This window comes from Luteibacter anthropi (assembly GCF_011759365.1).
Lineage (GTDB): Bacteria > Pseudomonadota > Gammaproteobacteria > Xanthomonadales > Rhodanobacteraceae > Luteibacter > Luteibacter anthropi.
On sequence record NZ_JAARLZ010000002.1, the window covers coordinates 561174 to 582788 of the forward strand.

A 21615-nucleotide genomic window follows, 5' to 3' on the forward strand; every position below is an offset into this window, starting at 1 on the left:
GCGAAAACCCGACTGGATCGCGACACCCTGTCGCGCGCAAGGCGCGCTCCTACAAGGGAGTTATCGCCAGAACCACTGGATCGCGACACCCTGTCGCGCGCAAGGCGCGCTCCTACAAGGGGGTTATCGCTGGAACCACTGGAACGCGATGTGCTGTCGCGCGCGAGGCGCGCTCCTACAGGGATGCGAGGCGGCTTTGGTTGCGGCCTTCGTTCTTGGCTTCGTACAGCGCCTCGTCGGCACGGCCCAGCAGCGAGTTCAGCGATTCCGGGGCGCGCCACATGGCGACGCCGGCACTCACCGTGATGCGGATGCGGTAGTCGCCATGCACGATCAGCAGTGAGCCCAGTGCGTGGCGCACGCGCTCGGTGATGTCCAGCGCATGTTCGGCCAGGGCGCCCGGCAGGCACAGGATGAATTCCTCGCCGCCGAAGCGCCCCGCCAGGTCGTCGGCACGACACATCGACGAGATCACCCGCATCGTTTCGCGGATCACCGTATCGCCCGCCAGATGGCCAAAGGTGTCGTTCACCGACTTGAAGTCGTCGATGTCCAGCAACACGAGGCTGAAGGGGATGCCGTCGTTGGCGGCGCCCTGCCTCACCCGCTCGGCCTGCTCCAGGAAACGGCGGCGATTGAGCGAACCGGTGAGTTCGTCGGTGCCGGCCAGATGCGCCAGCCGCTCGTTGGCCGCCTTGAGATCACGGGTGCGCGCATCGACCTGGGTCTGCAGGACCTGGGCACGACGACGCAGGTAAAGCGTGCGCAGGTAAACCAGCCCGAAGAAGGCGCCCACGCAGAGCAGCAGCCCCGCCAGCTGTGTCCAGACGCTCTCATACCAACGTGGCGTGACGACCACCCGCACCGTCGATTCCAGCGTACGCGCATCCAGGCCGCGCGTGGTGGCCCGCAGCCGCAGCGTATAGGTGCCGCTGGCGAGGTTCGTATAGATCGCGCTGGGCGGAATGCCATGGGCGACCTCGTTCCATGCGCTGTCGGTCTCGTCCATGCGATAGGCGTAATGCGTCTCGGACGGCGCGCGGTAATCGAGCAGCGCGAAATCCACGCGCAGGTTACGCCCGTCGCCATCGAGGCGGATCCGGCCGCCATCGTCAGGCACCAGGGTCAGCGGTACCGGCTTGTCGTTGATCGACACATGGGTGATGGCCAGTCGTGCAGGCGCCGCCTCCGGCGCCACCCAGTAAGGCCGCACCACGGTAAGGCCGCCCAGGCCACCGAACATCAGTTCGCCGCCCGGCGCTTCCGCCGTGGCGCGATGGATATAGCTGGGAATACGCAGGCCGTCGCGAACGCCCAGGTCGTACACCTTGTGACTGTTCGCATCGACCATGGCCACGCCATTGGCCATCGACGCCCAGATGCGATCGTCGTGATCGATCAGCAGTGCGTTGATCTTGGTGTTGGCCAGACCCTCGCGCGCACCGATCACCCCGAAACGGAAAGGCCCGCGCGGATTGAACTGATCGAGGTAGGCAATGCCGCCAAACGTGCCCAGCCAGAGGCGATGGTGCGAATCGAACACCATCGACCCGGTGTAATCCTGCGGCAGGCTCGTCGGGGTCGCCGGGTCATGGCGCAGGTTCACGAAGCCCTGCTCGCCATCGTAGGCAATGCTGATACCGCTGATGGTGGCGTACCACCATGCGTCGGGCATGCGCACGATATGACGTACCTGGTCGCCCACGAGGCTCTTGGGATCGGCATCGTCATGGCGCATCTGCCGCAGCGCGCCGGTGACCGTGTCGTAGCGGAACAGGCCGTCGTAGGTGCCGATCAGGATGTCGTCGCCATCGCGCTGCATCGACAGGATCAACCGGCTGTCCAGCGCAGGCACCATGGAACTGTGCAGGGCGAAGGTATCCGGATCGATGCGGGAGATGCCCTGCGCACCGGCCCAGATCGAACCATCGGGCGCCACCACGAAGGCCTGCACGTCGCGTTCGGCCTGTTCGCCACCCAGTTGCAGGTGGCGCATGCTGCCGTTGCCCAGGTCCAGCACGTCGATGCGGCCCATGCCCAGTCCCAGCCACACGCGTCCGCGCGGGTCAACGAACACGCCATGGACGTTGGCGTTGGAAAGCGTGTGGCTCTGCAACGGAGACGGCAGCACCGAGAACACCTTGCGGCCATTGGGATCGTAGCGGGCGGCGCCCAGCTCGGTGGCTACCCAGATGTTGCCGGTGGTGTCCTGGTAGATGTCGCGCGTGATGTCACCTGGCAGCGACGACGGCATCGCCGCGTCGTGGCTCAGCGTGCGCAGGCGGCCGGTATGGAAATCGTAGGTGACGACACCAGCGCCGTCGGTGGCGGCCCAGAGCACGCCCTCGGGTGTCTCGTGGAAGGCGCGCACGGTGCGCCGACGCGCCATGCCGCCCTTGCCGGACAGCCCCGGCACCATATGCCCCTGCCCCTGCTCGTCGATGTAGAACGCACCGGACTGCCCCGTGCCTACCCACATCCTGCCCAGGCTGTCCTGGCGCAACGCCCAGACCTGGTCGTGCAGCAGTTCGTCCACGGATGCATCGGTGGACACCACGCGCTCGAACCGGTGGCCCGGACGACGGATGAAAAGACCGTTGTTGGCACCCGCCCACAGGTTGCCCGCCTTGTCCTCGGCCACCACGAAGGTGCGCGCGAGCATGTCGTGGGCATCGCCCGGCTGGCCCGATTCACGGGTGATCGTGTCGTTGCCTGCATCGATGCGGTCGATACCGCCTTCCGTCGCAATCCAGAACACGTTCGGCTGGTGTGATCGGGCGATGGAGAAGATCTTGCCGTTGGACGTGCCGCCCGGGCCGATCGGATACACATGGAAGCGATTGGTGCGCGGATCGAAACGAACCAGGCCGCCGGCATTGGTACCGATGAGCAGGCCGCCATCGTCCAGCGGCATCAGGGCGCGCACGTAGGAATCAGGCAGCACGGCGCCGGCGTAGGAATCGGGCTCCTGCCCGAACACCTGCATGCGATAGCCGTCGAAGCGGGCCAGCCCGCCGAAGGTGCCGATCCAGATCAGTCCACGCTTGTCCTGCACGATGGCCGTGGTGGTGGAATGCGGCAGGCCATCGGTGACACCTACCGTGTCGAACCATGAGGTCTCGAATACCGCCCACGGGTCCACGGCCGCCGCCGGTGCGTCCTGTGCAGGTGCAACGAACGCCGCCAGCAGGCAGAGGCAGGCGACGAACAGGGCGAGACGGGCGCGCGGGAAGAAGGGGCTACGAGGCCGCGTCGGGCGGTCAACCGGCATAGGCGGTGGTCGGATCGAGATAGCGGCTGAACGCAGCGGCGGTCATGGGACGGGCAAAGAAGAAGCCCTGTCCGACGTCGCATCCCAGGTTGCGCAGCCAGTCGGCCTGGGCTTCGGTCTCCACGCCTTCGGCGATGGTCCGCATGTTGAGTTTCTTGGCCAGTCCGACGATGGCCTCGGTGATCTCCCGGTCGGCCAGGTTGGACTGGCTGCCACGCACGAAGGACTGGTCGATCTTGATGGTGCCCACCGGCAGCTCGCGCAGATGGCCGAGGTTCCAGTAGCCGGCACCGAAATCGTCGATGAGCAGGTCGAAGCCGTGCGAGCGCAGCTTGAACAGCTGGCGCAGGGTTTCCTCCGGCTGGCGCATGGCCGTGGACTCGGTCAGCTCGAAGCGGATACGCGTCGGGTCGACCCCATACGAGCGCACGGCACGGTGCAGGGTTTCGACGAAGGCCGGCCGGCTCAGCTCGTGCATCGACAGGTTGATGGCGATGTAGTCGATGCGCTGGCCGGCATCGTCCCACTCGCGCAGCTGGTTGAGCACCGAGCGCAACACGTATTCGCCCAGGGCATGGATGAGGCCCGAGCGCTCCGCGATGGCCACGAAGATGGCCGGCGGCACGTCGCCACGGCTGGGGTGATGCCAGCGCGCAAGCGCCTCGACACCCGCGAGCGTGCCGTCCTGAAGATTGCGCTTGGGCTGGTATTCCACGCCCAGCTCGCCACGCTGCAATGCCTCGCGCAGTTCCACCGTGAGCGCCAGGCGCTCGCGTGCCTGCTCGAGCATGCCCTCTTCGTAGAAACGGAAATCGGCCTTGCCGGTTTCCTTCACGGCATACATGGCGGCATCCGCATTGCGGATGAGGGTTTCGGCCACCTGCCCGTCCTGCGGTGCCACCGCCACGCCGATGCTCGGGCTCACGGCCACGAACTGGCCGGAAACGTTCACCGGCTGTGACACCAGGTCGAGCACCTTGCGGCAGACGCGAACGAGGTTTTCCATGCCGCCGTAGGACTGCACCACCACCACGAATTCATCGCCGCCGAAACGCGACACCGTGTCGCGCTCGCGCACGCTGCTACGCAGTGAGCTGGCCACCGCGCGCAGGAAGGCATCGCCGGCCTCATGGCCCAGCGTGTCGTTGATGGACTTGAAGCCGTCCAGGTCGATGAACATCACCGCCAGGGAGCCCGCGTCGGGGCCCGCCAGCGCATGTTCGAGCTCCTGCATGAGGTAGGCACGGTTGGGCAACCCGGTGAGGGTGTCGTGGTAGGCGTGGAAGGCCAGGGCGTGGCGCGCCTGTTCGCGGGGGTCTTTCAACCGGGCGGCCAGGCGGCGGCGCTGGCCGAACAACCAGGCGATGACGACCGCGGCCACGGCAGCCACCACGATCAGGGCAATCAACCAGCCCAGACCGGCGCCCACCGTGCTGAAGCCACCGCAATGGGAGGCTTCAGGCACGATGGCAGGCCAGTGCACGCACTTGTTCAAGGCCAGGTCCAGACCGCTTTCGACGCTACGATTTGTCAGCACGCCACGCTCCGGCCTTGCCTGCGGGATGCGCCACAAGCCGGAACAAGCGCGTCCCTGCCGGCGGATCGACCCAAATTCCAAACGACCGCGCCGTGGGAACCGGCCATGGGCCAGGCGCGGAACGCGAGATATCCCATGGAGTATCGGCCACTACCGCCTCCGGCTTTAGCGCCTCGTGATGCGTCACACCGGCCCGCTTTCGGGAGAAGCGGAACCGACCCAGGCACGAATGATGATCGGTCGGTGGAAAAACGCAATCCGTGACGTCCTGCCACCTGCCGGCAGATGGGCTCAGTGAGCGCCTCCGGCAGACAGGTAACGATCGAACCAGGCCAGCGCCCGGGCCAGGACATCCTTGCGATGGGCATCCTGGGCAAAGCCATGGCCCTCGCCCGGATAGACCACCAGGGAGGTCGGCACGCCCTGGGCACGCAGTGCATGCCAGAACTCGAACGACTGCGGGGCCGGCGTCTCGGCATCGCGCTCGCCGACCACGACCAGCGTCGGGGTTTTCGCGCTCTTGATGAAATTGATCGCGGAGCTCTTGGCGTACACCTGCGGATCGTCATAGACGGAGGCACCGAAATACGGCGTCATCCACTGGTCGATAAGATTCTGACCGTAATAACTCTGCCAGTTCGAGATGCCCGCACCGGCCACCGCGGCACGGAAGCGCTGGGTCTGGGTCACGCTGAACATGGTCATGAAGCCGCCGTAGCTCCAGCCCGTGAGCCCCAGGCGGTTGTCGTCCACGGGGTGCGATTTCTCGATGGTGTCCACGCCAGCCAGCACGTCACGCAGGTCGCCGTAACCGAAGTCCTTGCGATTGGCCTGCACGAAGGCCTCGCCCTGGCCATAGCTGCCACGGGGATTGGGCATGAAGACGAAATAACCCAGCGCGGAAAGCGGGGCCGGGCCGTAGCCCACGCCTGGCCAGCGCGGCAGCACCGAAGCCGCCGGACCGCCGTGGATGGAAACGATCATGCCGTAGCGCTTCGATGCGTCGTAGTCCGCCGGGTACAGCAGCCAGCCCTGCACGTCGTGGCCTTCGTTGTTCCAGGTAATCGATTCGGCCTTGCCCCAGGAGGGCTTGAGGCCCGCGTTGAAGGAGGTGACGGCCTGCGGAGCAGCGTGGCCCGCAAGATCGGCCACGTGCACTTCGAACGCGCGCTCGAACGAGCTGGCGTTGAAGGCCGCCTTTTCAGTCTTCGCATCCAGCGAGAGGGACATGGACAGGCGACCGTCGCCGATGGTCATGGGCAATTCGAACAGCGTGGTGGCCGTGGCGGCACCCTGCGCAGGAAGCGCATAGGACGACACGCGGCTCACGCCTGCCACCGCCTCGGAGACGATGAGCCTGTCGTTGCCCGCCCACGACAGCCATGCCGGCGTAGTGCGCACGCCGGGCGTGACATCCACCGGTGCGCTGGAACCGTCGGAGGGTACCGTCCAGATGTCGCCACCGGTGGAACCCTGGTCACTCATGAGGCCGCCGATGAAGGCGATGCGCGAGCCATCGGGCGAGAAGCGCGGCACGGCCACCTGAAGACCCTTCAGAGGACCGTCGAGACGGGCGGTATCCACGACGGTAACGGCCTTGGCTTCACCGGACAGCGGCTGCGCATACAGGCGCGCCACCCACCAGTTGTTGTCGCCCGGCGGTTGCGCGGCCACGTAGGCAAGGCGGCCGCTGTCTGCCGAGAAGCTGAATTCGTAAACGTGAAGACCATTGGGCGTGATCGCCTTCGCCTCGCCGCCACGTGCATCGACCATCGCCACCTGCTGCACCTCGACGTTGTCCACGCCGATCTCGCCGACCTGCGGACCGGCGGCCGCCGTGGCGCTGGCGCGACGGGTGGCGTTGGGCACGTAGAGGAAGGCCAGTGCCTTGCCATCGGGGCGCCATTCCAGGCCGTCCACATAGCCGTTGAGCTTGGTCAGCCGCTGCGGCGCGGCCTTGGTGTCGATGTCGACGACGTAGACATCATTCTGCTTGCCCTCTTCCACGCCGGGCTTGCCACCCGCGCAATCGGAGAGAAATGCCAGGTGTCGGGAATCCGACGCCCACGAGGCCGACAGTTCGCGGCATCCCTTGCTGCTGGTGACGCGATGCGCATTGCGGCCATCGGCGTCGGCCAGTTCGAGCACGATCTTGCCGTTGGTCTTGACTGTCCACGCCAGGTGGCGCCCGTCGGGCGACAGGGCCACCGATTCGATCGGGCGTACCTTGCCGAGGTTGTCGAGAATGCTCGCGATGCGCGGATCGGCCGCAGGCGCGGCTTTCTCGGCGTGGACAGCACCCGCGCAGGCAAGCGCGACGGCAGCGGCGATCCAGTTCATTCGCATCGTGAAGGGCTCCGGGTGTGCAGAAAACGTGAAGCTAGCACACCCGGCACGGCCTCAGGCGAGCAGGTGCGCGTATTCCGGATTCCGCTTGAACCATGCGGCCGCGTACGAACATGCGGGACGTATCTTCCAGCCTTTCGCCTCGGCGACCTGGATGGCAAAACGGGTCAGCAGGTTGGCGATGCCACGGCCACCGACCGCGTCGGGGACGCCAGTGTGCGTGATGGTCATGACCGTGCCTTCGAGCAGGTAATCGATTTCGCAGGTATGGCCATCGACCACGGTTTCGAAGGTATGCCGCTTCTCGTCATGCACGATGTGCAGCGGATGAGCCTGGTCGTTCATCGCATCGCTCCGTCAAGGGGAGCCATCATTGTTCCGCCGCACGGGGCTCCCGGGTCAAGCGGTGCCTGCGTCATCCGCATACATCGGCGCCACACTTGAAGCGTAAACTGCCCGCAGCGCCGCATCAGCGGCCGTGCAAACGCAGGCAGTCGAGGACACCACCCCACGTGCTCATCATCCACGAACACGGCCAGCCGACACCCATCCAGTGGTCGACGGGCATGGACAAGCCACATGCCCCCATCTGGGTCGACCTGCTCGATCCCTCCGACGACGAACGGCGCTGCGCCGCCGACATCACCGGCCTGCGCGTTCCCGAGCGCAGCGACGTGGTGAACCTTGCGCTGTCCAGCCGCATCCGTACCGACGACGACGCGATGTATCTGTCGATTCCCTACTTTGCGGACACGGCCGATGGACATACCCCGGGCCCCGTAGGCCTGGTCGTCACCGGCCGCGTGCTGATGACGCTGCGCTTTTCCGATTCACCCGCGTTCCGCCTCGCAAGCGAGAGCTGCGCCCAGCATCGCTGGGAATCCAGCGCCGACGTACTTGCCACGCTGATCGAGGCTATCGTCAATCTGGCGGCAAGACGTATGGAGGATGTCTCTGCCGAGCTGAAGAAGCTGTCCGATCGCATCTTCACGCCCGAACGCCTGGGCACGCCTATCCTGCGCGGCTGCATGCTGGAGGTGGGCCGGCTGGAGGGGCTCCAGGCCCGCAACCGTTCATCCATGCTCGGCGTACAGCGCATCGTGTCTTTCGTGAGGGCCAAGAAGCCCGACTGGATGTCCGACGACGTGGAGGTGCGCCTGCGCGTGGTGGACCACGACCTGCGTACGCTGGACGAATTCGACGACCAGCTCACCAACAAGCTCCAGTTTCTGCTCGATGCCGCCCTGGGCTTCATCAGCACCGACCAGAACCATGTGATGAAGGTGCTCACGGTGACCTCCGTGGCAACCATTCCGCCGGTGATCCTGGCTGGCATATGGGGCATGAATTTCAAGGACATGCCTGAGCTGGACCTGCCCTATGCGTATCCCATCGCGCTGGGGATCATTCTGCTGAGCATGGTGCTGCCCGTGCTCTTCTTCAAATGGCGGGGCTGGTGGTCGGGGGATTGAGCCACTGCGGCGTTACAGAATACCAGCCCGGTTTGGAAGACCTGTAAACCGTAACTGGTTCACATTTTTTACAATCCGAAGCCATTTTGCCCTAAAGTTGGCGCTCTCGCGGCCGCTAGCCCGGGGCAAGCCCGGCCGGCGGGCAATCCATTGACGCGAACATGGGGGTCGCATGGCGCGACCTCGCTCGGGGGAAGAAGGGTGAGTTCGGTGCCTGTCAGTAGCCAACACCACGTCGCAGGGAAGCCGCGTCCATGAGGGCTTCGTGGCACTCTCCCTCCGGCACCCTGCCCGACTCCCGCCTGCTCGCCTCCGTGGCGGAGTTCACCCATCACCGCGACATCGACGCACTCGACCACAGCCTGGTGCTTTCCCTGGCCGAGCTGGTCAAGGTCAGCAGCGTCACGCTCTGCAAGCGGGGCGAAAGCGTCCAGTTTCCGGTCGATTCCGTCGTGGTCTGTTCGCGCGATGCCGCCGGGGCCTTCGTGATCGAAGCCGTGGACCCCTCCGGCGAAGGTGATCCGGTGGACACCATCGTCCGTGCCATGGAGAAGCTGGAGGCGATCAGCGAAGTCACACCCGCCGGCCTCAACCGGCTGGTGATTCCGATCCAGCGCGAGCAGGCCGCCACGGGCGCCCTCATGCTGGAATCCGACGAGGCCATGGACGATGTCCGCGGTCTGGTCGAGGGCTTCGCACGGATCTACGGCAACTACATCGCCCTGCTCAACGAGAGCGAGCGCGACAAGCTCACGGGCCTGTACAACCGGCGCAGCTTCGATCGCCGCCTGCAGCGGATGCTGAAGCATCGCCGGCAGCGGGCGCGGGCCCTTGCCGAAGGCAAGGAAGACCGCCGCCTGGTGCGCGAGGAGGGGGCAAACATCTTCCTTGCCATCCTCGATATCGATCACTTCAAGCGGATCAACGATACGTACGGCCATGTCTATGGCGACGAGGTGATCCTGATGCTTGCGCAGCAGATGCGCAGCAACTTCCGCCAGAGTGACGTGCTGTTCCGCTTCGGCGGCGAGGAGTTCGTGATGCTGCTGGCCGCGCATGACGAACGCACGGCGTATACGGCGCTGGATCGTTTCCGCCAGTACATCGCTTCGCACACGTTCCCGCAGGTGGGGCATGTCACGGTGAGCATCGGCTATGCGCGGATCACCGAGAGCGATTATCCGGAGATCGTGCTGGATCGTGCGGACAAGGCGCTTTATTTCGCCAAGCAGAACGGGCGTGACAGCGTGCACGGCTATGAGACGCTGGCGGAGTCGGGGGATCTGGCGCCAGTGGCGCTGGGAAGTATCGATTTGTTTTGAGGGGTGATGTACCGGGCGATTCCCTGTGCACCGCCCTGGTCCGGTCGCGCGCAAGGCGCGCTCCTACACGACACGTTGTAGGAGCGCGCCCTGCGCGCGACCGAAACCACAACGCCCTGTAGGAGCGCGCCTTGCGCGCGACCGGATCGAAGCCAGGCGTTACTTCACGACACCACAGGCAATCCGCGCCCCGCCACCGCCGAGCGGCTCCGGCTGGTCGGAATAGTTGTCGCCACCGGCGTGAATCATCAGCGCATGACCCTTCAGGGTCGCCAGGCTCTTCAGGCGCGGCGCGGTAACCGCCGTGGTATCGGTGCCATCGGCGCCGATCTCGATCTTCGGAAGGTCGCCCTCATGCCCCATGGCATCCGGGCCTTCATGCTTGCCGGTGTGCGCCGGATCGAAATGGCCGCCGGCCGCCAGCGCGGCGCCCATCTTGCCGTCCTTCTCGCCCGGCGCGCAGCTGGGCTTCTCATGCAGATGGAAACCATGCGTACCCGGCGGAAGCCCCTTCAGGTCGGGCGTTAATACCAGGCCGCCGGCGCTCTCGGTCACGGTGACCGTGCCCACCGCTGCGCCGGTGCCGGATGCGGTGACCAGGGTCATCGGCACCACCACGCTCTTATCGGCCGCCTGAGCGGACGCACACACGAACAGACCTGCCGCGACGATCACGAGCTTCTTCATCGTGCCACTCCTTCCAGTGTAGGAAACCCGGGGATACTGCACCCGGCGTGCACGATGCGTCCATACCGAAACGGCTTATCCAAACAAGCCACGTACATCATCGGCCGTGAGCAGGCGCCACTGGCCGGTCGGAAGATCGCCCAGTGACAGGCCGCCAAGCGCCGGCCGGTGCAGCGTTTCCACGTGATTGCCCACGGCGGCGAACATGCGACGCACCTGGTGATAACGCCCCTCGGTAAGCGTCAACCGCGCATGGCGTGGCCCCAGCACCTCAAGCGTTGCCGGCTCCAGCGGATCGGTTTCGCCGTCGAGCATGAGCGTGCCCGCTGCGAAGACCCCGCCCTCGTCGCCGCGTAGATCCGATGCGAGCGTGGCTTCGTAGATCTTCGCCACCGACGAGCGCGGCGAGATGATGCGATGCAGCAGCGGGCCGTCATCGGTAAACAGCAGCAGGCCCGAGGTATCACGGTCCAGGCGCCCCACGGTGGACAGCACCGGATTGCGCTGGGAAAAACGCGGCGGCAGCAACTCATAGACCAGCCGCCCCACGTCCTTGCGTGAACAGGTATAGCCCGCGGGCTTGTTCAGCATGAGGATCATGCCTTGTGGCGGATCGAGCGGCTCGCCGTCGAAACGCACATCGGCGTGTTCCATCTTGTCGTCGGCATACAGCACGTCACCCGACGCATCGGTGACCAGTCCCTCGCGGAACATCGATGCCACCTGCTTGCGGCTGCCATAGCCGAGGTTCGCCAGAAGGCGTACGAGTTTCATCGGCGAGGCTCCTTTGCTTCAATCACTTTGAATCCGTCGCGATCGACGACGGTACGCACCGCGCCGAAATGCGCGGCAAGCGTGGTTTCGTAGGCCAGGTGGCGGTTGGCCACCATCAAGAATCGTCCCTTCGGCGCCAGCGCCCGCGCTGCGGCAACGATGAATGCCCGGCCGAGGTCGGGTTCGCCGGCATGCCCCTGATGAAACGGCGGGTTGGACACCACCACGTCATAGCTGCCCGGCACACCTTGCGTGACGTCGTGCCAGTGCACGGTCGTCTCCACGGCGCGCCCGCTACGGGCAATCGTGGCGGCGAGATTTTCACGGGCCGACGCGAGTGCGCGGCCTTCCGCCTCGAACAGGTCGGCCGCGACGATGCCTGGGCAGCGGGTGATCGCCTCGCAGGCCAGGTAACCGAAACCGGCGCCCAGGTCGGCCAGCCGCCCCGAGAGATCGACAGGCAGTGCTTCGGCAAGCAGTGCCGATGCGATATCGATACGATCCCATGCGAACAGGCCGCGCCGGCTGGTGAAGCGGCCCTGCGCAATCGTTACCGGTGCATCGAGGCCCAGCCACGCCGCCATCAGCGCCTCGTCGGCCTGGGCACCGGGGGGTGCCCAGAAGATCCGGCACTTGTGCTTGGAGACGGTGCTCACGCCGCCCGATAGCAGGGCCAGATCGCCCTCGGCCGTCTTCGCCCCCTCCGTGTTCGGCACCGCCGCGAGCACGATGCCGCCTTCCGCCCGCCGCGCCATCGCCTGGGCGAACAGGGCACGGGTTTCCTCGCGCTGACGCGTGGGCAGCACCAGCACGGTGGCGAACCGGCCTTCGGGCGGCTCGGCCACAACCTCGAAACCCGAGCGGGCCAGTGCATCGGCGGCCGGCTTGAACGACTGCTGCATCGTCCAGCCCGGCCGGCGGTGCTCGCGCAGCGCGAAGCCGTCACGCGCACGCAGCAGGAGCAGGTCACCCTTGGGCGGGAGTGCCAGTTCGCCCGTGGCGAAGGGAACGAACAGTGCCTCGAGGGCGGCGTCGGAAGCGGAACCGGCAGACACGTGGGAAACAGACTCATTGTGGATCGTGGCCGGACATTCTAGCTTCTCCTGTCGGGAGTCCCGATGTCCGTCCGCCCACCCTTCTCATCTCAAAGGAGTCATGCCATGCCCTTCGTACGAGTGAAAGACGGTACCGAGATCTTCTACAAGGACCAGGGACAGGGCCAGCCCGTGGTCTTCTCGCATGGCTGGCCGCTGTGCGCCGACGCCTGGGACGTGCCCATGAAATTCATGGTCGACCACGGCTTTCGCGTGGTGGCGCACGACCGCCGCAGCCATGGCCGGTCCACCCAGACCGCCACCGGCAACGACATGGACACCTACGCCGACGACCTGGCTGCCGTGATCGACGCGCTGGACCTGAAGGACATCATCCTCGTCGGCCACTCCACCGGCGGCGGCGAGATCGCCCATTACATGGGCCGCCATGGCACGAAGCGCGTGGCGAAGGCCCTGCTCGTGGGCGCCGTCCCGCCGCTGATGCTGAAAACGACCGCCAACCCCGGCGGCCTGCCGAAGGACGTGTTCGACGGCATCCGCAAGGGTGTGTGGGACGACCGCTCGCAGTTCTACAAGGACCTCACCACGCCCTTCTTCGGCTTCAACCGCGCCGATGCCAAGGAATCCCAGGGCATCCGTGACGACTTCTGGCGCCAGGGCATGCTCGGCGGCCTCTACGGACAGTACGCCTGCATCCACGAGTTCTCCGAGGTGGATTACGGCCCCGACCTGGACAAGATCGACGTGCCGGTGCTGCTGATCCATGGCGACGACGACCAGATCGTGCCCATCGATGCCGCCGCCCGTGCCGGCGTGAAGCGCCTGAAGCACGGCACCCTGAAGGAGTATCCCGGTGCCCCGCACGGTCTGGTGGTCACCCACCAGGACCAGTTCAACACCGACCTGCTCGCCTTCGCCCGCAGCTGATCAGCTGCTGCACGAGAGCATCGAGCACCCCACCCGGTTGCGCGCCCACTCCGGCCGGCGCGCAGCCAGGTGGTCCCGGCCGGGCTGGTCGTCATACGGGCGGCGCAAGGCATCCTGCAATTCATGGATGCCTTCGTCGTCGCCCTGTTCCGCCCGGTCGATGGCCTGCTGCGCCAGGTAATTGCGCAACACGTAACGCGGATTCGAGGCGTGCATCAGCGCCATGCGCTCGCCTTCCGGCGCACCTTCTTCCCTGACCCGGGTGGCATAGCGGCGCAGCCAGCCGTCCAGCGGCTCCGCGATGGCGGCCCGGCGGGCCTCTTCGTAGAACGCGAAACCCACGACGCCGACATGAGGGGCATCGATATCGAGTTTCGACAGGTCGCGGTAGAAGATGGTCATGTCCATGCCTCCCGCAGCCAGCAGGCTACGCAAATCCTCGATGAGCGCCTCATCCCCGGGCCGACTTTCCAGTAGCCCCAGCTTTGCCAGGGCAAACGCCGCATCGGTGGCTTCGAAGGTGGCCACGTAGTGATCCAGCCCCGCCTGCAGCGCCTCCGCGCCATCGAACAGCGGCGCCAGCGCCTGCGCCAGCCGTTGCAGGTTCCACCAGGCGATCCTGGGTTGATGGCCGAAGCGGTAGCGCTTCTGGCGGCGGTCGGTGGTGTTGGGTGTCCAGTCGGGGTCGAAGTCGTCGACCCAGCCATAGGGGCCGTAGTCGATGGTGAGCCCCAGGATGGACAGGTTATCCGTGTTCATCACGCCATGGACAAAGCCCACGCGCATCCAGTGGGCCATCAGCAGGGCTGTGCGCTCGCACACGTCGCGATAGAAGGCCGCCAGGCGTTCCGCGGCCGGCAAGGCCTGGATCGCAGGGAAGTGCGTGGCGATGGTGAAGTCCACCAGCCTGCGCAGCAGGTCGATGTCGTTGCGTGACGAGGGCAGCTCGAATGAACCGAAGCGGATGAAGCTGGGCGCCACCCGGCAGACGATGGCGCCCGGCTCGGCAGCCGGGTGGCCGTCATAGAGCATGTCGCGCACCACGTCATCGCCAGTGGTCACAAGGGACAGCGCCCGGGTGGTCGGCACGCCCAGATGATGCATGGCTTCGCTGCACAGGAATTCGCGAATGGACGAACGCAACACCGCGCGGCCGTCAGCACCGCGCGAGTAAGGCGTGCGCCCGGCTCCCTTGAGCTGGATTTCCTGGCGACCGTGGCTGGCGGTGAGCACCTCACCCAGGCCAATGGCCCGGCCATCGCCCAGTTGCCCCGCCCACTGCCCGAACTGGTGTCCACCATAGGCCATGGCATAGCCGGTCATGCCCGGCAGGCTGGCATTGCCCGAGAACACGGCCGCAAAGTCGGGCCGCGCCGGGTCCACGCCCAGCATGGTGGCGACGTCGGTCGACACCGCCACCAGCCGCGGCGCAGCCACGGGCGTCGGCGCCACGAAGGAGTACGCCGCGCCTTCGACCTGGCGTGGCGTGTTCAGGTCCGAGGGGTCCGCAGGCAGCTCGCGGACGAAGGCATTATCGAAACGGGGATCGGTCATCGGCATCGGACACTGGAACGTTCAGTGGAATATCCGGGCGCCTGGGCGCCATGCAAGCCCTTTCGTCATGTCTGCCCTCCCGCCGGCCCCGAACTCGTGCAAACTAGCGCCCCCGATTCCATGCCGCCGCGCCCCATGCGTCCGTACCGCCCGCTCGCCGCCCTGCTCGTCGCCACCCTGGCCATGACCGCCGGCGCGCAGCCCGTGGCCGCCATCCAGCGCAGCGACAAGACCCTGGTGGAGCTGATCAACGGCACGATGGGCACGCTGCCCAACGCCATGGACATGCTCTCGCGCAAGCTGCCGGGCGGCCTGCACGCCACCCAGGACGCACCGCCACAGATCGTGCGCAGCGAGCCCTTCGTCACCCGCGACGGTTTCCGGGTGAGCGCTTTCGAGGCGCGCGGTTTCGACGAGGGTGGCGACGTGTCCATGGTCCGCTTCACTTCCATCCAGCTGGAGCAGCGGCCGTGCTTCTCGCGCGCGGAGCTTTCCGCCGCGTTCCACGTGACGGGCACGGACACCCGCCTGCCCACCGCGCCGTCGATGCTGCCCAATCGCTATCTGATGATGCAGATGTCCTGGGGCCGGCTTTCATTCGGCACGTCGCAGGAAAGCGGTGACTGCGTGATCGCCATCGTGGGCGATGCCACGGGCGACACGCCGGGGGCGCGCATGCCGCTGCCCATGCCCCAGCCCACCACGGTGCCTGGCATGCCCGACCTGCGACACACCTGGCCCATGCCCTATGTCGCCTCGTCGGTCGACGGACAGATGGATGACGAAAGCCCGATCCGGGCGCTTCCGTCATCGGGCGGCACGCCAGGGAATCGCTAAAAAGCACGCCTGCATCGCGATGCGAATGCAGGCTTCTCGTCAGCCGTTGGGCCGGACCGGCCGCAACGATTCAAACTTCTGCTGGTATTCGTCGGTGACCTTGCGGGCCTCGTCGCCATTGGTGATGACGCGCGGCGTAATGAGCACGATCAACTCCGTGCGCTTGCGTCCACGACTGGTGGTGCCGAACAACCTGCCGAAAACGGGTATCCGGTTGAGTCCGGGAATCCCTGTGTCGGTGAGGTCTTCGGTCTGCTTGATCAGTCCGCCGAGCAGTACGGTCTGACCACTTTGCACCGCCACCTGCGTTGCCACTTCACGCTGCTGGATGGGAAAGTTGCCCGTGTTGGCGTCCTTCAGGCCCGGCGAGCTCACCACCTGGTTCACGTTCATGTAGACAAGGCCACCGGGATTCACGCGCGGTCGCACGTTGAGGATCACGCCGGTGTCCTTGTACTCCACCTGGCCCACGGTGTTGTTCGTGTTCGAGTTGGTGTTGATGTAGGTCTGTGTGATGGGGATCTGGTCACCCACCTGGATGTGCGCCTTCTGGTTGTTCAGCACCACCAGCGATGGCGCGGAGAGAACCTTGGTATTACCGTTGGTTTCCATCGCGCGGATGGCGACCGAAAGCTCGTTGTTGACGAAAGAATAGAAGAAGCTGTCGGTCTGCGGGTTGTAAACGTTTCCGCCGTTGCCCAGCGCCCACTGCTGCTTGTTGCCGGGCTGTCCTACCGAGCCGTTCTTACCACCCACCAAGCCTTCCAGATACCACTGCACACCGAACTGGAAACTGCCCGAGAGGGTCACTTCGAGGATGCGCGTCTCGATCTGCACCTGAAGAGGCACGGTGTCCAGGCGCCGGATCGCCTTTTCGATTTCGTTCCACTGCGACGGCCGGCAGCGCACCATGATCTGGTTGCTGCCATCGACGGAGGAGATGCGCACGCCGTCTTCCGTGGTACCCGACGAGTGACGCGCCGAGCCGCTGCCGCTGCTGTCCGAACTGCTGTCACCAAGGCCACTGGTCACCGCGCCGCCCGATGCGCCCCCGCCGGCACCATTGGCACCCGCGGCAATCGACGACCCCGTCGACGAACCGGAAGGCGACGCGCTATTGCCGAATGCCCCCGTGGTGCTGCCCAGGCCCGAGCCACCACGATTACCGAGGTCGCTGTCGCCACCGCCGATCGTGCCTGAATTCAGGCCCGGCCCCACGCGACCGCCACGATCGCCTGAACGACCACCGGAGCTGCTGCCGTAGATGTCGGTGAGGTAATCGGACAGATCCGATGCCTGCACGTTGCGCACGTCGTAGACATACAGCTGGGGCTCGTTGCCACCACCGCTGTCGATGCGGTCGATCCAGCCCTTCACTTCCTCCAGGTACGCCACCTGCGGGCTGATCACCACCAGGGAGTTGGTGCGCTCGATGGGAATGAAGCGCAGCAGGCCCGCCATGGGCGTGTTGCCCTTTTCACCGAACAGTTTGTCGAGCGTGGGCGTGAGCTCCTTCACCTGCGCGCGCTGCATGCTGAAAACCCCGACGGACATGCCCTTGAGCCAGTCCACGTCGAACGTCTTCACCGTGCGGTTGTAGTTGTCCAGCTCGCTGGTGGTACCCGCCATCACCAGCACGTTGCGCGTGGGGTCGGCCAGCAGGATCGAATCGGGCCGTGCGAACGGCTTGATGAGCTTCTGCATCTCGGTGGCCGAGATGAAGCGCAGCGGATACAACCGTGCCTGCAAGCCGCCAATGGGCGCGGTCGCGCCGATGCTGGGCACCACGTTGCCCGGCACGGCATCCTTCGTGGGCATCACCACGTAACGGCCGTTGGTGCGGACCAGGGCATTGCCGGTCCACGACAGCAGGGTTTCGAGAATGGGCAAGGCCTCCTCGGCCGTGACCGGCTGCGACGTGGAGAAGGACACGTTGCCCTGCACGCCCGGCACGATGGAGAAGTTCTCGTGCAGCAGGTCGCCCAGAATCGCCTTCACCACCGCCTCGACCGGCTGGTTCTCGAAGTTGAAGGTGACCGTGCCCGCGCCCTGCACCGCCGGTTTCGGCGTGGCAAGACCCACCGGCTTCACGAACTGGCCGGTGCCGCGCTCGATCTGCGGATGCATCACCCCGGGCTGCTGGACAACGCCGGAACCCAGTATCGCGAGCGGACCGGGAGCGGGTTTTTCGGTGCCAGCCATGGCTTCGCGTTGCAGTGCGCCATCGTCACTGGGTTGCGGCAGCGTGGAGCATCCGGCAATGAGGGCCGCGAGAGCGAACGAAGCTGGAAGATGTGGGCGCATAGAGGTCGAGTGTCGCAGTACGAGATGACGGGAACAAGATGTTGCGAATCGCAAGGCCTCGGGGACCGGTACACACCCTCCCGTTCAGGTCGGGGGCACGTTCTGCCAGCGCAGGATGGTGTAGAGGGGGATGCGCGGATCACGCGTGGGGAAGAGCTGGTCGAAGCGCACCGTCACTCGCAGCGTCGTCGCGATCTGCCCTTCGCCCTTTGCCGTGGACTGGATGGTGACGACGGACGAGCCCTGGGCGAACCCGGCGGGCACGCTGCCCAGCATGGCCGGCAGCCCGGTGCCGGCCGGATCGTTGCGACGCTGGGTGACGTACGCCGCGACCGCACTGGCGTCCACGCCAGGCAGCGAGGACAACACGAGGGGAGGTGCGAAGTAAGGCTCCGGACGTGGTCGCTCAGACCAAAGCGTAACGGCCGGGGCTACCCGTGCGTACAAGGCGGCGTCCATGCCGAGCACCGACTGCAATTCATCGATCGACGGGAAGGGCCCCTGCCGTGGTGCATACGTGCGTCCCGACGACTCATATCGCCGGCGCGCATCCGGATCGGGAAAACGTGCAGGCTTGCGCCAGAACTCCACTTCGGATGCCAGCCGCGTGGCCCGGTCGGTATCCGCTCCTGCGGCGACGAACAAGCCTTTCAGGATATCGACGTCGGCGGCATTGAGATCGACCTTGCCCTTCTCATCTTCCACGGTCACCGTCACCACGGCCTGGTCGATCGTGACCGCGTAGGGCTGTCCATCGCCCACCCAGCGAGCACCGGCCGGCGGCGGTTCGGCATCGCTGCGCCGTTGCAGGTTGAGATCGTGGATGGCACGCATGATGCCCGCCTCGGCGAGGTAACGCGAACGATCCATGGATGCCACGTAACGTGTCTGTTCTCCTTCCACGCGTGCCAGGGAGGCGTAACCACCGATCATGATCGCCAGCAACGTGCAGGCCCACAGGACCACCAGAAGGGCGACCCCTCGCTGCGTGCCCCGATGCCTCATTGCAGATCCCTGCCAAGGCCACGGGCAATCGCTGCCCCATTCAATGCCGCCGCACTCTCGCGCGGCGCCACCCGCAGCGTCGGCCATGCCGCGTCGCGATCCTTGTCGTTCGTATCGATCTCCACCAGCGCCGGCAGTGTCGAACGATCGCTCCAGTGGTCGTACCAGGCCCCACCCTTGTCGGCATAGCGGAAGCGCATGCCCCGCAGATCGCCAAGCAACGTTTCCGACGATACCGGCGGCGCCGTCGCGACACTGGTAGGAAGCGTGCCGAAAGACACCTCCATGGTCTGCGCACCTTCGCGTTCCACCAGGTGAAGGGTCACGACCTGCGCACCCAGTTGCCCGAGGTAACCAGGCAGTGGCGCGACAAAGCGAAGTTCATCGGAGCGTCCGCTGAACACGACAGGTTTGCCCTTCTCATCCACCGCCCATGGCAAGGCCGTCGCTTCGGACAATTCACGCTGGAGGAAGTCCCTTGCACCGCGCAGGGCATCGAGCCGGTCGATGGCCGATGTGCCGCGCTGCACGCTCACGGTGGTCATCTTCACCCCGGAGTACACCCCCAGCAGCAACAGGGCCAGCAGGGCCAGCGCCGCAAGCACTTCAAGCAGACTGAAGCCACGTGCCGGCGTCATATCTCCCCGCCTTTTCCACGAGGCTTGATTTCGTCCTGGAGACGCAAGGTGATGAAATGCAACCTTGCCGTCGTCATCCCCTCCTTCCACAGCACGTCGAGATCGACGCGATACAGATGAAGGTCACTCGTATCTTCGGCGGCCGGCGTGATGGTCATATCCCAGCGGAACGTCGTGTCGAAACGCCCTTCGCTATGGCCGGCGATGAATGGTTCGCCATGTCCCAGTGCTTCGAGCTTACTGTCTGCCCACATGGCAGCGCGACTTTGCTTCGTGGCTTTCGTCGTCAGGTGAGTCGACGCACCGGACACCTGAACCAGTGCGCCAAACGCGATCGACAGCAGCAGGATGGCCGCGATCGTTTCGAGCAGGCTGAAACCCCTTTCGCGCAACACGCCCTTCCTCCGTCGGCGATCCACCGCAAGCGTGGCATCCGCATGTTTCAGCAGCACTGCGAAAAGAAAAAGGGAGGGGCTCCATGCCCCTCCCTCCAGAATTCCGGGTCCTTCCGGATTACTTCATTACTGCGTGACGCAACGGCTGGCGAACGAGGAGTCGATGCCCGGAGCCGTCAGGAACGACAGACCCTGGCCCGCACCGATCTTGGTCACGTTCGAGCGCACGGTGGTGTTGTACGGCGAGATCAGCAGGGACTGCACGTGCGCGAGATCCGCACCGTTGCCCTTCGCGTTGACCAGGAAGTAGGACACGGCAACGATCGGGTAGCCCGAAGCCGGAACGGCGTAGGCAGCCGGATCGACGACGGCGACGCACTGGGCGACGGCCGGGGCCGGCGACAGGCTGGCGAGCTGCGGACGGCCAGCGGCGTTGTTGCTGCCGATGATCTTGTCGTAGGTCACCGTGACCGGCAGCGGGCCGCCGAAGGTGGCCGGATCGACGAACGTGGTGGCGGCGCTATCGTTGGAGATGCTGGCGCGCTGGGTGCCGCTCTGGACCGAGTTGGCGGTTTCAGCGTAGCCGATGCTGCCCTGGTTGGCACCGATCGCGGTGATCACGCCCGGGTTGCCGGAGGCGCCGACGCTGGACGAGTAGGACGACAGGTAGGCCGCAGCGGCCGTCGCATAATCCTGGTTCGTCTGGAACTGCGTGGCCTGTCCATTGCCACCGAAGGTCGCATCCGTGCCGCACTTGGCCGACAGATGGTTCGTGAAGGCGAACGAGGTGCCGCTGCCGTCAGAACGATAGGCGATCTTGATCGGGCCGGTGACGGTCTGACCCGGCATCGGGACGATGGCCGAAGCGAGGGCAGCGTCTTCCCAGTTCTTGATCTTGCCGGAGAAGATCTGGCAAACCTGGCTTTCGTTCAGACGCAGCGCGCGGACCTGCGGCTTGTTGAAGACCACGGCGATCGCACCGGCGACGGCCGGAGCCTGCACCGGCTGGGCGCCAGTGGCCGTGTGGCCGGCCAGGTAGTTCGAGTAATCCGACGCAGAGAGCGGCGAATCCGAACCCACGAAGTGCGGCTGGCTGAGGCCGGTGCCACCGAAGCCGATGGGCGAGGTGCCATCGCAAGCAGCATTCACATTGAAGCCCGAGACGCTTCCGGCGAGGATGTTCTTGCCACCGCCGCTGCCGGTCTGGCAGTAGGTGGTGCCGACGCCGTTGGCGCTGCCGTAGGCGGCGAGCAGCGTGCCCGTGCTCGGCGTCATCAGACGGTTGGCCGTGTTGCCAGCGTAGCCGGCGGCCGGAAGGGTGGCACCGCCACCGACGAGCGTGGCGCTCTGTGCGAACGAGACCGAAGCGAGGCTCAGAAGAACAGCGCCCGCAACGAACTTCATGCGGGTATTGCAGAATGCATGACGCATGGTGTTTCCCCTTGCATAGAAGCCCCCCAGATGGGGGCCCGACAAGAGTGGCCTTCTACA

At 65.7% G+C, this 21615-nt stretch carries 17 protein-coding genes; 4 read left to right on the forward strand and 13 right to left on the reverse strand.

The window, feature by feature from the left end:
• Nucleotides 1-175: 175 nt before the first annotated feature.
• The 4 genes from HBF25_RS05105 to HBF25_RS05120 all read right to left on the reverse strand — a co-directional run bounded on the left by HBF25_RS05105 (nucleotide 176) and on the right by HBF25_RS05120 (nucleotide 7499).
• Nucleotides 176-3271, reverse strand: coding sequence for a ligand-binding sensor domain-containing protein (locus tag HBF25_RS05105; protein ID WP_166946850.1), 3096 nt, complete (start codon nucleotides 3269-3271; stop codon nucleotides 176-178).
• A complete protein-coding gene (locus HBF25_RS22370; protein WP_166946851.1) occupies nucleotides 3261-4808 on the reverse strand; it encodes a putative bifunctional diguanylate cyclase/phosphodiesterase in 1548 nt (515 codons plus the stop codon). The genes HBF25_RS05105 and HBF25_RS22370 overlap by 11 nt, the downstream gene beginning before the upstream one ends.
• Nucleotides 4809-5099: 291 nt before the next feature.
• On the reverse strand, nucleotides 5100-7154 hold the full coding sequence (locus HBF25_RS05115; protein ID WP_341778042.1) for a S9 family peptidase: 2055 nt from the start codon (nucleotides 7152-7154) through the stop codon (nucleotides 5100-5102).
• A gap of 54 nt (nucleotides 7155-7208) precedes the next feature.
• The gene (locus tag HBF25_RS05120; RefSeq protein WP_166946852.1) at nucleotides 7209-7499 is read right to left on the reverse strand and encodes a GNAT family N-acetyltransferase; all 291 of its coding nucleotides are present in this window, start codon (nucleotides 7497-7499) and stop codon (nucleotides 7209-7211) included.
• Between the two features lie 167 nt (nucleotides 7500-7666).
• Between HBF25_RS05120 and HBF25_RS05125 the strand changes: the two genes are divergently transcribed.
• Together HBF25_RS05125 and HBF25_RS05130 are read left to right on the forward strand one after the other, a co-directional pair.
• A complete protein-coding gene (locus tag HBF25_RS05125; RefSeq protein ID WP_166946853.1) occupies nucleotides 7667-8626 on the forward strand; it encodes a CorA family divalent cation transporter in 960 nt (319 codons plus the stop codon).
• A gap of 254 nt (nucleotides 8627-8880) precedes the next feature.
• A complete protein-coding gene (locus HBF25_RS05130) occupies nucleotides 8881-9948 on the forward strand; it encodes a GGDEF domain-containing protein (RefSeq protein WP_166946854.1) in 1068 nt (355 codons plus the stop codon).
• Nucleotides 9949-10107: 159 nt separating this feature from the next.
• Here the strand turns inward: HBF25_RS05130 and sodC are convergent, their stop codons facing one another.
• The 3 genes from sodC to HBF25_RS05145 all read right to left on the reverse strand — a co-directional run bounded on the left by sodC (nucleotide 10108) and on the right by HBF25_RS05145 (nucleotide 12464).
• Nucleotides 10108-10635: a superoxide dismutase family protein gene (sodC, locus tag HBF25_RS05135; RefSeq protein WP_166946855.1), complete on the reverse strand. Its 528-nt coding sequence runs from the start codon at nucleotides 10633-10635 to the stop codon at nucleotides 10108-10110.
• Nucleotides 10636-10710: 75 nt separating this feature from the next.
• Nucleotides 10711-11409 (reverse strand): pseudouridine synthase, encoded by a 699-nt coding sequence (locus tag HBF25_RS05140; RefSeq protein ID WP_166946856.1) that lies wholly within the window; start codon nucleotides 11407-11409, stop codon nucleotides 10711-10713.
• Nucleotides 11406-12464 (reverse strand): methyltransferase, encoded by a 1059-nt coding sequence (locus tag HBF25_RS05145; RefSeq protein ID WP_166946857.1) that lies wholly within the window; start codon nucleotides 12462-12464, stop codon nucleotides 11406-11408. The genes HBF25_RS05140 and HBF25_RS05145 overlap by 4 nt, the downstream gene beginning before the upstream one ends.
• Before the next feature lie 105 nt (nucleotides 12465-12569).
• Here HBF25_RS05145 and HBF25_RS05150 point away from each other — a divergent pair, with 105 nt between their 5' ends.
• The gene (locus HBF25_RS05150; protein WP_166946858.1) at nucleotides 12570-13391 is read left to right on the forward strand and encodes an alpha/beta fold hydrolase; all 822 of its coding nucleotides are present in this window, start codon (nucleotides 12570-12572) and stop codon (nucleotides 13389-13391) included.
• Here HBF25_RS05150 and HBF25_RS05155 read toward each other — a convergent pair whose 3' ends face one another.
• On the reverse strand, nucleotides 13392-14945 hold the full coding sequence (locus HBF25_RS05155) for a protein adenylyltransferase SelO (protein ID WP_166946859.1): 1554 nt from the start codon (nucleotides 14943-14945) through the stop codon (nucleotides 13392-13394).
• Between the two features lie 135 nt (nucleotides 14946-15080).
• Here HBF25_RS05155 and HBF25_RS05160 point away from each other — a divergent pair, with 135 nt between their 5' ends.
• Nucleotides 15081-15782, forward strand: a complete 702-nt coding sequence (locus tag HBF25_RS05160) for a hypothetical protein (protein WP_166946860.1) — start codon at nucleotides 15081-15083, stop codon at nucleotides 15780-15782.
• A 39-nt stretch (nucleotides 15783-15821) separates the two neighbouring features.
• Here the strand turns inward: HBF25_RS05160 and gspD are convergent, their stop codons facing one another.
• The 5 genes from gspD to HBF25_RS05185 all read right to left on the reverse strand — a co-directional run bounded on the left by gspD (nucleotide 15822) and on the right by HBF25_RS05185 (nucleotide 21555).
• Nucleotides 15822-17984: a type II secretion system secretin GspD gene (gspD, locus tag HBF25_RS05165; RefSeq protein ID WP_341778043.1), complete on the reverse strand. Its 2163-nt coding sequence runs from the start codon at nucleotides 17982-17984 to the stop codon at nucleotides 15822-15824.
• A gap of 186 nt (nucleotides 17985-18170) precedes the next feature.
• Nucleotides 18171-19091 (reverse strand): type II secretion system minor pseudopilin, encoded by a 921-nt coding sequence (locus tag HBF25_RS05170; protein ID WP_166946862.1) that lies wholly within the window; start codon nucleotides 19089-19091, stop codon nucleotides 18171-18173.
• On the reverse strand, nucleotides 19088-19729 hold the full coding sequence (locus HBF25_RS05175; protein WP_166946863.1) for a prepilin-type N-terminal cleavage/methylation domain-containing protein: 642 nt from the start codon (nucleotides 19727-19729) through the stop codon (nucleotides 19088-19090). Before HBF25_RS05175 ends, HBF25_RS05170 begins: the two co-directional genes overlap by 4 nt.
• Nucleotides 19726-20181 carry a type IV pilus modification PilV family protein gene (locus HBF25_RS05180; protein ID WP_166946864.1) on the reverse strand — a complete coding sequence of 152 codons (456 nt, stop codon included), beginning with the start codon at nucleotides 20179-20181 and terminating at the stop codon, nucleotides 19726-19728. Before HBF25_RS05180 ends, HBF25_RS05175 begins: the two co-directional genes overlap by 4 nt.
• A gap of 69 nt (nucleotides 20182-20250) precedes the next feature.
• A complete protein-coding gene (locus HBF25_RS05185) occupies nucleotides 20251-21555 on the reverse strand; it encodes a substrate-binding domain-containing protein (RefSeq protein WP_166946865.1) in 1305 nt (434 codons plus the stop codon).
• Between the last annotated feature and the right edge of the window lie 60 nt (nucleotides 21556-21615).

What these genes read in the sequence shown, in the direction of transcription:
- HBF25_RS05105 (WP_166946850.1), bottom strand. Translation starts at nt 3,271, where the DNA reads ATGCCGGTTGACCGCCCGACGCGGCCTCGTAGCCCCTTCTTCCCGCGC.
- HBF25_RS05115 (WP_341778042.1), bottom strand. Translation starts at nt 7,154, where the DNA reads ATGCGAATGAACTGGATCGCCGCTGCCGTCGCGCTTGCCTGCGCGGGT.
- HBF25_RS05120 (WP_166946852.1), bottom strand. Translation starts at nt 7,499, where the DNA reads ATGAACGACCAGGCTCATCCGCTGCACATCGTGCATGACGAGAAGCGG.
- HBF25_RS05130 (WP_166946854.1), top strand. Translation starts at nt 8,881, where the DNA reads ATGAGGGCTTCGTGGCACTCTCCCTCCGGCACCCTGCCCGACTCCCGC.
- sodC (WP_166946855.1), bottom strand. Translation starts at nt 10,635, where the DNA reads ATGAAGAAGCTCGTGATCGTCGCGGCAGGTCTGTTCGTGTGTGCGTCC.
- HBF25_RS05140 (WP_166946856.1), bottom strand. Translation starts at nt 11,409, where the DNA reads ATGAAACTCGTACGCCTTCTGGCGAACCTCGGCTATGGCAGCCGCAAG.
- HBF25_RS05150 (WP_166946858.1), top strand. Translation starts at nt 12,570, where the DNA reads ATGCCCTTCGTACGAGTGAAAGACGGTACCGAGATCTTCTACAAGGAC.
- HBF25_RS05155 (WP_166946859.1), bottom strand. Translation starts at nt 14,945, where the DNA reads ATGACCGATCCCCGTTTCGATAATGCCTTCGTCCGCGAGCTGCCTGCG.
- HBF25_RS05160 (WP_166946860.1), top strand. Translation starts at nt 15,081, where the DNA reads ATGCGTCCGTACCGCCCGCTCGCCGCCCTGCTCGTCGCCACCCTGGCC.
- gspD (WP_341778043.1), bottom strand. Translation starts at nt 17,984, where the DNA reads ATGGCTGGCACCGAAAAACCCGCTCCCGGTCCGCTCGCGATACTGGGT.
- HBF25_RS05170 (WP_166946862.1), bottom strand. Translation starts at nt 19,091, where the DNA reads ATGAGGCATCGGGGCACGCAGCGAGGGGTCGCCCTTCTGGTGGTCCTG.
- HBF25_RS05175 (WP_166946863.1), bottom strand. Translation starts at nt 19,729, where the DNA reads ATGACGCCGGCACGTGGCTTCAGTCTGCTTGAAGTGCTTGCGGCGCTG.
- HBF25_RS05185 (WP_166946865.1), bottom strand. Translation starts at nt 21,555, where the DNA reads ATGCGTCATGCATTCTGCAATACCCGCATGAAGTTCGTTGCGGGCGCT.